Annotated in this window: 10 protein-coding genes, 1 tRNA gene and 1 pseudogene; 4 read left to right on the top strand and 8 right to left on the bottom strand. The window is 63.8% G+C overall.

What is annotated here, in order from left to right:
* Positions 1-356 (bottom strand): annotated as a pseudogene (locus tag ACSLE4_RS01580) (histidine phosphotransferase); the annotation flags it as partial.
* A gap of 136 nt (positions 357-492) precedes the next feature.
* On the opposite strand from ACSLE4_RS01580, the gene cysQ reads away from it, so the two are divergent.
* The 3 genes from cysQ (at position 493) to ACSLE4_RS01565 (ending at position 3,529) form a co-directional block, all read left to right on the top strand.
* Positions 493-1,353: a 3'(2'),5'-bisphosphate nucleotidase CysQ gene (gene cysQ / locus ACSLE4_RS01575; RefSeq protein ID WP_435902737.1), complete on the top strand. Its 861-nt coding sequence runs from the start codon at positions 493-495 to the stop codon at positions 1,351-1,353.
* Between the two features lie 102 nt (positions 1,354-1,455).
* Entirely contained in the window at positions 1,456-2,217 is a 762-nt protein-coding gene (locus ACSLE4_RS01570; RefSeq protein WP_435902736.1) for a DUF1134 domain-containing protein, read from the top strand.
* 133 nt (positions 2,218-2,350) lie between these two features.
* Positions 2,351-3,529, top strand: a complete 1,179-nt coding sequence (locus ACSLE4_RS01565; RefSeq protein WP_435902735.1) for a hypothetical protein — start codon at positions 2,351-2,353, stop codon at positions 3,527-3,529.
* A 4-nt stretch (positions 3,530-3,533) separates the two neighbouring features.
* On the opposite strand, the gene ACSLE4_RS01560 is transcribed toward ACSLE4_RS01565, so the two are convergent.
* From ACSLE4_RS01560 to ACSLE4_RS01530, 7 genes are all read right to left on the bottom strand, one after another.
* Positions 3,534-4,253 carry a metallophosphoesterase family protein gene (locus ACSLE4_RS01560; RefSeq protein ID WP_435902734.1) on the bottom strand — a complete coding sequence of 240 codons (720 nt, stop codon included), beginning with the start codon at positions 4,251-4,253 and terminating at the stop codon, positions 3,534-3,536.
* 4 nt (positions 4,254-4,257) lie between these two features.
* Positions 4,258-4,701, bottom strand: a complete 444-nt coding sequence (locus ACSLE4_RS01555) for a hypothetical protein (RefSeq protein WP_435902733.1) — start codon at positions 4,699-4,701, stop codon at positions 4,258-4,260.
* Between the two features lie 71 nt (positions 4,702-4,772).
* Positions 4,773-5,171: a hypothetical protein gene (locus ACSLE4_RS01550; RefSeq protein WP_435902732.1), complete on the bottom strand. Its 399-nt coding sequence runs from the start codon at positions 5,169-5,171 to the stop codon at positions 4,773-4,775.
* 3 nt (positions 5,172-5,174) lie between these two features.
* Positions 5,175-5,474: a hypothetical protein gene (locus tag ACSLE4_RS01545; protein ID WP_435902731.1), complete on the bottom strand. Its 300-nt coding sequence runs from the start codon at positions 5,472-5,474 to the stop codon at positions 5,175-5,177.
* 387 nt (positions 5,475-5,861) lie between these two features.
* Complete coding sequence (locus tag ACSLE4_RS01540; RefSeq protein ID WP_435902730.1) at positions 5,862-6,302, bottom strand: hypothetical protein; 441 nt, start codon at positions 6,300-6,302, stop codon at positions 5,862-5,864.
* Positions 6,303-6,466: 164 nt separating this feature from the next.
* Positions 6,467-6,542: transfer RNA gene (locus tag ACSLE4_RS01535), tRNA-Glu, on the bottom strand.
* 49 nt (positions 6,543-6,591) lie between these two features.
* Positions 6,592-6,975 (bottom strand): hypothetical protein, encoded by a 384-nt coding sequence (locus tag ACSLE4_RS01530; protein ID WP_435902729.1) that lies wholly within the window; start codon positions 6,973-6,975, stop codon positions 6,592-6,594.
* Between the two features lie 16 nt (positions 6,976-6,991).
* On the opposite strand from ACSLE4_RS01530, the gene ACSLE4_RS01525 reads away from it, so the two are divergent.
* Positions 6,992-8,008: an RluA family pseudouridine synthase gene (locus ACSLE4_RS01525; RefSeq protein WP_435902728.1), complete on the top strand. Its 1,017-nt coding sequence runs from the start codon at positions 6,992-6,994 to the stop codon at positions 8,006-8,008.
* The last annotated feature ends 166 nt before the right edge of the window (positions 8,009-8,174 follow it).

Here is an 8,174-nt window from a genome sequence, read left to right as displayed (position 1 = left end):
AGCTTGACCTTGTTCTTCGGCACCGTCAGCGGCGGCCCGTTCCACACGACCTCGTGCTTGCCGCTGCCTTGGGCGAATTCGCGCGCCACCTTCTCCGCGTCGCGCAAATCGATCTCCGCGCCTGCTGAGCCTGCAGCCCCGAAAGCCAGGCGCGCAAACTGCAGCTTGGCGGAGGCCTGCGCAGCGCTCTTGCGGATGAGGTCCATCGCCGCCTCGCGCATCTCATCGTCCGGTTCCTCGGCCAGCATCTCCAAACCATTGGAGATCGCCGAAACGGGATTGATGACATCATGGCAGATACGGCTCGATACGAGCGCCGCCAGATCAAGATCGCCGAGTGCCGTGGGCTCTGTCATGGCCTCCTCCCTTCGCCTCCGCAGGCTTTTTGCGGAGATCACGTGGTCCGCGCACGAATTTCTGTTACAGGAAGGGCTCACCTAAGACGCGCGCGAAAGCGCGAAACGAATCAGCATCCCTTTGGAGCATCTTGCCTTGTCAGCACCAAGACATACAACCGCGCTCGCCCCCGACCCCAAGCCCGATTTCGATCTCGGCCGCGCCGCCGAGATTCTTACCGGCGCCGCCGCCAAGGCCGGCGCGGCGATCATGGCGCATTGCGCCGGCCCCACCGAGGTCGAGACCAAGGCCGACGATTCCCCCGTCACCAAGGCTGACCGTGACTCGGAAGTCGTCCTTCTTGCCGCGCTGAAGGATTTGGCCCCCGATGTTCCGATCGTCTCCGAAGAGACCGCAGCCGACCGCTCGGCGCCGCTCGGCGCACGGTTTTTCCTCGTCGATCCGCTCGACGGCACGAAAGAATTCATCAAAAAACGCACGGATTTCACCGTGAATGTCGCCCTGATCGAGGAAGGCGTCCCCCGCTTCGGGCTCGTTTACGCCCCGGCGCGCGCGCTTTTAGCCGTGACCACGGCCGACGGTGTTGCGATCGAGGCGGCGATGACGCCGGACGCGAATGGCGCCGATCTCGAGACGCTCGATCGCAAGCGCCTGCATGCGCGGCAAGGAGACCCGAGCGGGCTGACCGCGCTCGTGAGCCTCTCCCATCTCGATGAGGAGACGGAGAAGTTCTTGGAAGGATTCAACATTTCGGAGCGCTCCGGTGCGGGCTCCTCGGTCAAGTTCCTGGAGATCGCGCGGGGACGCGCGGACGTCTATCCCCGTTTCGGACCGACCATGGAGTGGGACACGGCCGCGGGCCAAGCCGTCCTGGAAGCCGCCGGCGGCCATGTGGTCGACGCGAACGGCGCGCGCTTCCGCTACGGCAAGACGCAAGAGGGATTGCGCAACGGAAGCTTCGTCGCTTGGGGTCGCACGGTCTTAACGCCCCGATAACCCTTCCACCGTTTGGTAACTGTTTCGGTAAACCATAGCGGTCGGGGCCGTGTGCCCCGCCGGCCGGCCGGGTACGCCGGCTTCGAGCCCGAGGGCATAGTCATGCGTTCCACCAGCACCGCAATTGCCGTGGTTTCGGCGATCTTTTTGTACTGTTTTCCTCTATCGCCAGCATCGGCCCAGGACGACACCATGGTCATCACCCCGGAGTCGTACGCCGATATGGTCAACGGCACCGAGCCGAAGACGCTGCCCCCGCCCTCCGTGGGTGGCGCAACGAGCCCCTATGCTCCAGGCGCTTACCCTCAAAGCGGCAACGCGGCGGAGTCTTACCAGCCCGGCCAAGGCTATGCCTCGGAGAAGCTTCCCGACAACGATGAGGGCACGTTCTCCATGGAGGAGATCAAAGGCACCGGGCATCGCTTCTTCGGCAAGGTCTCGGTCGGCTTCGCCAAGGTGGTGGAATATGCCTTTCAGCGCTCTGGCCGGCCCAACGGCTATATCTTGGGCGAGGAAGCGGGTGGCGCCTTCGTCGCCGGTCTGCGCTACGGCGAAGGCGTGCTCCACACGAAGGACGCCGGCGAGCACCGAATTTTCTGGCAGGGGCCGTCAGTCGGCTACGATTTCGGTGCCGCAGGGTCGAAGACCATGGTGCTGGTCTACAATCTCAACAGCCCGGGTCAGATTTACGACAGATTCGCTGGGGTCGACGGATCCGCCTATTTCATCGGCGGCGTCGGCGTCACATATCTGGCCCGAAACGACCTTGTCCTGGCGCCAATCCGTTCCGGCGTCGGCCTTAGGTTAGGCGCAAACATCGGCTACCTGAAATATACCCGCCAGCCCACCTGGAATCCGTTCTAGATTGGCGCTAAGGAAGCTGAAGCCAAGGTCTTCGCGGCTCACGCCCCGGGTGGCGGCCGAAGTCGCTTGAGCTTGCCCGAGAGGCGCCGGAGAAGGTGGCGCGTGGGCGCTAATTTCGGGAACGCTGGCCTTGATGATCGAATGGTTCATGTTCGCGGCGTTGGGCTTCTTCTTGGGATGCCTGCTCGCCCTCATGCTTGCCCCCCCGCTGTGGAACCGCGCCGTCAAGCTGACCACGCGCAAGCTTGAAGCGACGATGCCCATGTCCCTGGCCGACATTCAGGCTGATAAGGATCAGCAGCGCGCCGAGTTCGCCATCGAGCTGCGCAAGGTGGAGGTCGCGCTTGAGAAGTCCAAAGAGAAGGCCGCGCGCGAGCTGATCGAGGCCAACAAGCGCCGCGTCGAGATTCAGTTGCTGAACACCGACCTGACCGGCGTCAAAAGTCAATTTCAGGAAAGCCAGAACGCCAACCGCGTGCTCCAGCAGACCATCAAGCGGCGCCTGCCCGACCTAGACGCACGGCTCAAGGCGGCCAAGAAGGCGCTGGCGGAGCTCGAAACGGTCAACGCCGAGCTGCGCAATACGGTGGCCTCCCAGTCCGAGGCGCTCAAAATCGCGCGCAGCACGGTTCACAATCAGCGCGCCGATATCGACCGCTTGCGCATGTCGCTTGAGAGCGGCAGCGCCTCCGGGCGCGGCTCCGCCAAGTCGGACGGTCGCGCGGCTGCCGAAAGCCAGCGTCTTGCCGCGGAGCTGTCGCGCACGCAGGAGGACCTGGAACGCGCCAAGATGAGCGCCGAGGAGAATGCCTTTCTCCGCCGCGAGTTGAGCCGCCTCGCCTCGCAGATTCTCACCGCCGCGCGGAGCCAGGGTGCGCAGGGGCACGCCGCGCCACAGCGTGAATACGCCGAGACCGAGATTACCGAGGGGGTAATGGCCCAGGAGGCCGCTTGGCATGAAGCGCGGGCCGGCAACGGCGCTGCGCCGGAGCCTGCCATGGAGCGGACCCCCATGGAGATGGAAGCAGCCGGCGTGGAGGAGCATGAGAGTGCCTACGCCGAGGCGGATGAGGAAGAGCACTACTCCGAGGAGCACGGCGAGGCGCCACACGAAGAAGATTACCGCGAGGACGAATACGTCGAAGAAGACGAGCACGTCGAAGAGGGCGCCGAAGAGCCAGAGCAAAAAAGTAGCTTGGCGCAGCGCTTCGCCGCGCGTAGAGCAAAGCGCAGTGAGGACAAGGCAGGCGGCGGCAGCCTGACCAGCCGCTTGCGTGGCCTCGTGGCCGACAACACTCAGACCCGTGGTTAAAGCCTCACGTTTGCAGAAAGCTCCGTTTCCCGTTCTTCAGTCTTAGCGCCGTCAGGCGCCCGCTGAAGACGGCGCCGGTGTCGATGCCGATCCGGTTGGAGCGTACGACCGGCTCGGAAGTCGGCGTGTGCCCGTGCACCACCACCTTGCCGAACGGCTCGATCTCATCGAGGAACGCATCCCGGATCCACATGAGATCGAAATTGTCTTGGGCGTAAAGCGGCACGCCCGGCCGCACGCCCGCATGCACGAACAGATAGTCGCCCAACGGCACCTGAAGACCGAGGTGCCGGAAGAAGTCGAAATGCGCCGGCGGCAGCTTGTCCATGAAGGCTTCGCGCCAGCTCTCGGGCGGCGCGCCCGTCTTGTCGAGCTGGTCCACGTCGACCCCATAGGACGCCATGGTCGCCTCACCGCCATTGACCCGCCAATGACGGAGCCGCCCGGCATCGTCCAGGAAGTCGAGCAGGAGCTGTTCGTGATTGCCCTTGAGGAAGTGAACGGAGAAGCCCTCGGGCAACGCGTTCAGTAATATCTCGACCACCCCGCGGCTGTCGGGCCCGCGATCCACATAGTCGCCGACAAAGATGAGAGTTTTGTTCGCCGCATCCTGCCGCGCGGCGTCCGCCTCGATCTGGCGCAGCAGCTTTGCCAAAAGGTCGGACCGGCCGTGAATGTCGCCGACGGCGTAAACGAGTTCGCCCTCCGGCACGTGCGCGCTCACCGTTTCACGAGGCGTCCCTCGGTACGGCGGCGAGCTCGCGATAGAGCCGCGCCGGGAAGCTGAAGACCGTGCTGACGCAGTTCGACGTGAGCCCGATGAACAGCACCGTCTGCCCGTCCCGGAGTTTGTCGTCCTCCGTGATGACGTAGAGCGTGTCGATGCCGAGCGGCGGCAGTCCCTTCAATCGCGCGGCCCGCTGCTCGAAGGCGCGAAGCGGCGCGCCGCCGAAATGATCGAACTTGGCGTGCACCCGGGCGATCGCGGAACGAATCTCGCTCTCCGATTTGCATGGCGGCGCCACGGCCTTGGGGCCGTCATCGTTGTAATAGGTGATTCCGTAGGCCTGGATGATCGGGCCGAGCCTCTCGGAATAGGCCTTGAAGACCGCAAAGCCGAGCAAGGTGACGGCAATCGCTATGCCAGCCGCAACCCTCGACCAAAGTGGCATGGCCAAGTCCTCCACCGCGGAGATGCCCTGACGGAGCTCTCCAGCGAACGAGAGTCTAGGACGGTATCGCCCTAAATCTCCGCATCGACCTCACAGCGTACCGTATCGCGGTGACCGCATTCGGGCATTTTCCACGCAATGATGTCTCCGGTCCTGGTATCGACGATCGGAACCGGGCACGCCACGCGCCAGAAACGGTAGCTCGAGCCGCGATGCCCGGCGTCCCATTGGGTCCCGAGCATGATACCCGATCTTTGGCACCGTTGCAGGTTGAATGGCTGGGCCGCGGCTCCCAGGGATTCCGCCTGATCGAAGAGCTGAACCTCCTGGCGGCGGCATACCATCATGGAGTGCTCCGTGGCCCATTCCCGGTTTTCGTAGCCAGTATAGGGCGCGTTCTGATCCGCGGGCCCGGCAATGACCGTCTTGCAGACGATCAGGACGACAGCTGCTGGCATGGGTACGGGCATGGCTTAAGCTCCCCGCTCTAGATTGGCGCCCTCGAACGGGGCGAACCAGCTCGCCGTCCAGGCGAGCGCCGCATCTTCCGCGAACCGCAGGCCCGCGAGCATGAACAAGCCGCCATGGTCGTTGGTGGTCTTTTCGACCTCCACCGCGACGTAGGCCATGCTCCGGGCAAGCGCGATTGCCTGCACCTCAGACTTGCACAATACGGCGTTGAGCTTTTGTGGTGGTGCCGTCGGCGGCTGTCTCACGGCCTGGACCGGAAGGAAAAGGCTCGCCATCACGGCTAGGGTCAGTGTCGTAGGCATTTTGGCCCCCTCAATTAGGTTGCACGAACGCCACTCCTCGGGATCCTTGCGGACCGATACCTCCCAAATTCCCCTAGACCGGCTGGAACCTGTCTTTGCGCTTCCGGCTCATGCTGCAATGCAACATTCGCCTGCTTGGTCCCACCCACTTAGTATGCCTCCTGCAAGTTTCATGCAAGGTAAACGCCCTGCGGCAGAGTGCCTCTAAGTCGGTGGATTCGCGTCGTATTTCGAAGTCCCATTGTCCGGTGCGAAGACCTGACGCGCAGCGTTAGCCCCTTGACCAGTCTTCGAAATGAATGCTGCACCGCAAAAAAGTGATTCGCAAGACTGTCAACAGCCTACGCCTATCGATGCGCACCCGATAGAGCAGGACGGCAACAGAGATCAGATGATTGGCAAGGACTTCGCCACTGCCGCGCGTAATTGCTCAAGATAACGGCAATTTTCGCTAGATCCCGCGCGCCAAGTTCGACCCGCTGAAGGGTGCCATCCAGTTCGCGGTCCAACCGAGCCGGCCGTCTTCGGCAAAGCGCAGGCCCGCCAGGATGAAAAGCCCGCCGTCTCGACCACGGCGTAGCCGATATAGCGGCCGCAAACCTCAGCGCCCGCGGCCTTGTTGACCAGGTTGATGGCGATCGGCTCGGTCTTTCCGGAGGTCATGGCGGAGGCGAAGGCCATGGCCTGATCTTCGGTTTCACACAGGATGGAATTGAGTTTCTGAGGCGTTGCCGGCGCCTGTGCCGAGACCTGAGCGGGGCAATTCGGGCAACTACGGCGCTCCGTCTGCGGCAGTGCTCTTCCCAGTGAGCGAGCGACACCGATCATTTCCACTCGGACATATCCGGCCTAGCAACGCACCAAGTCAGGTGAGGCCCGGCGTTGGACGTTGGTCGGCCTTCTGTACCGACGGAGAATACGGCGCTCTACGGGGCTCCTAGCGCCTCCACCACTCCCAAGGTGTGTCTATGGTATAGTGAGCTCGAAAAAAATGGCGCCCCGTAGGGGAATCGAACCCCTGTTTCCGGCGTGAGAGGCCGGCGTCCTAGGCCGCTAGACGAACGGGGCCAGCGCGCGAGCGAGAAGCTATAGCTTGCCGCCTGGATCGCGATCAAGGCTAATCGGCGTCGATCTTGATGCGGGAAAGCACCCTGCCGGTGGTCACGTCGATGACGGCGATCTCCGGCCCGGTGCTGGTCTGAAGATGGAGGGCCAGCAGGTCGCCATCAAGGGCCATGGAGGCAATCGTGGCGCCACGCGGCAGGGCGAGCGCGGAGCCGGAGGCCTCAGCCGGTGCCGAGGCTTGGCCGGCGGCTGGCGCTTGCACTTTCTTATCCCCCAGCTTCGAGGCCTGATAAACGATAGCCGCCATCACTAAGGCGAAGCCGCCCACCAAGAGGATGCCCATGACGATCACGGCGATCTTGAGCCCGCGCACCTGGCGCGGCGTAAACACCGTGCCCGGCAGGGGCGTATTGTCAGGCTCGCTCGTCACCGCCATCGTCTAAGGTCCTGAAATGCCGCAATCACATCAACCGCCTGTCGAACGCCTCACTGCCGAAGCGGAGGAAAGCCACGCGAATATGCGGCTCGACCGGTTCCTGAGCGGCGTGCTCCCGGAGTTGAGCCGCACGCGGGTACAGGCCCTCATCAGGGACGGCCAGGTGGCATCAAGCGGCGCGACCATAGAGGACGTGAAATACAGGGTCAAACCGGGCGAGAGCTTCGAACTTTGCCTGCCGCCCGTTGCCGACACCACGATCGCCGGCGAGGCGATCCCGCTCAATGTGGTCTACGAGGACGACGCGCTCATCGTCATCGACAAGCCGCCCGGCCTCGTGGTGCATCCCGGCGCCGGCCAGCCCGACGGCACGCTCGTCAACGCGCTGGTGGCCCATTGCGGCAAGTCCCTCTCTGGCATTGGCGGCGTGGCGCGGCCCGGCATCGTGCATCGCCTCGACAAGGATACGAGCGGGCTGATGGTCGTGGCCAAGACCGACCAGGCCCACCGCGCCCTCGCCGAGCAATTCGCCGACCATGGCCGCACCGGCGAGATGGAGCGCGGCTACCTCGCGCTGGTGTGGGGCGCGCCTTCGCGGCCGCACGGACGTATCGTGGCGCCGATCGGACGCCACCCCACAAGCCGCACCAAGATGGCCGTGCTTTCCGAGGAGAAAGGACGTGAGGCCGCCACTCGCTGGCGCGTGGCGGAGACCTACGGGCACAGCAAGGACGGCCCCCTCGCCGCGCTGGTTGAGTGCACGCTGGAAACCGGGCGCACCCACCAAGTGCGCGTGCACCTGGCCCATATTGGGCACCCCCTGATCGGCGATCCGCTTTACGGCCGCGGGTTTAAGTCAAAGCTGGGGAAATTGGCGGGGGACGCACAGACGAAGCTCGCGGGCCTCGAACGCCAAGCGCTCCATGCCGCACGGCTTGCCTTCGTGCATCCCGTGACCGGCACATTAATGGAATTTAATAGTCCGCTACCTGAGGATCTCGCCGAGATTGCGGTTACATTCAAGCAACTGTGATACCGAGTCGCCTTTTCCGCGCATGGCAAAGGTTTTATAGACGAATGTGCCGGGGGGCAGGTTGAACGGGAAGAGTGCAGCCGTTTGAGGCTGCCGGAGACGGGTTCCATGGCCGCCAGAAGTTTGCCGAGCGTGAGCGCCCACGGCGGGCTGACACGCTACCTCG

This window comes from Methyloceanibacter sp., from assembly GCF_051306395.1.
GTDB lineage: Bacteria > Pseudomonadota > Alphaproteobacteria > Rhizobiales > Methyloligellaceae > Methyloceanibacter.
Note: the sequence above shows the minus strand (reverse complement) of the source record. Positions and strands in the feature narration are given on the sequence as shown.